The organism is Oleiphilus sp. HI0125 (assembly GCF_001635355.1).
Genome location: NZ_LWGF01000093.1, coordinates 1 through 1,089, shown reverse-complemented (window position 1 = coordinate 1,089; position 1,089 = coordinate 1). Strand labels below are relative to the sequence as shown.

Here is a 1,089-nt window from a genome sequence, read left to right as displayed (position 1 = left end):
TAAGGGTAAGTTCCCGCGTCGTAAACCTAGATAAACAAGGTGATCGCTGGCATGTCACAGTTCAGAACGTAAAGTCTGGTGAACGTACGGTATTTAATTCAGGTTTTGTATTCATTGGTGCTGGCGGCGCTAGCTTATCTTTACTGCAAAAATCTGGCGTCAAGGAAGCTAAAGGTTATGGAGGCTTCCCAGTCTCAGGTATTTGGTTAGCATGCCAGAACGAAGAGCTTGCGTTGTCTCACAACGCGAAGGTATATAGCCAAGCGGAGGTAGGTGCACCACCTATGTCTGTACCTCATTTAGATACACGTTACATTGATGGTAAGCCTGCACTACTGTTCGGACCGTTTGCAGGCTTTACGACGAAATTTTTAAAACAAGGCAACATCCTAGATCTTATTCGTAGCGTACGTTTAGACAATATTGCCAACCTTTTACACGTTGCTCGTAACAACTGGTCTCTTACGCAGTACTTAGTAAAAGAAGCACTCAGTTCACGTGACGCAAGACTTACTCACTTAAATGGGTTCTTACCACAAGCTGATCATAGCGAATGGCAGTTACGCCGTGCGGGTCAGCGCGTGCAAATCATTAAAACAGGAGTACAAGGAAAAGGCTCTTTGGAATTTGGAACAGAAGTATTAGCAACCAAAGATCGCTCTTTGGCGGCACTTATGGGTGCCTCCCCAGGTGCGTCGACCTGTGTATCAGCAATGCTTGATGTCATTGAACGTTGTATGCCTGAACTGACTCAAGGCAGTCACTTAGTCACGCTTCAATCGCTAATTCCAAGTTACGGACACTCATTGAAAAACGATGCTCAACTCTTAGCAAATGTTAGAGCATTTACACATTCAACACTGGGCTTATCAGATTCAGTAAGCACAGTGCCAAGCTTTTTAGAATCAAACCCTCATATGGAGTCAACCTTATGTTGATCGGAATTCCAAAAGAATCTCAAGCACAAGAAAATCGCGTTGCGATTATTCCTGCTGGCGTGCCAGAACTGCTTGAGGCCGGTTACGAAGTTATCGTTGAACAAGGTGCTGGCGACGGCGCACACTTTACCGATGAAGAGTACCGCAGTAG

At 45.3% G+C, this 1,089-nt stretch carries 1 protein-coding gene and 1 pseudogene; both read left to right on the top strand.

Features of this window, described 5'->3' with window-relative positions:
* A partial coding sequence (locus A3762_RS01530; protein ID WP_197468930.1) for a malate:quinone oxidoreductase occupies nucleotides 1-938 on the top strand: 938 nt, incomplete at its 5' end.
* Nucleotides 932-1,089: pseudogene (locus A3762_RS25595) on the top strand (NAD(P)(+) transhydrogenase (Re/Si-specific) subunit alpha); the annotation flags it as partial. The gene A3762_RS01530 and the pseudogene A3762_RS25595, both read left to right, overlap by 7 nt.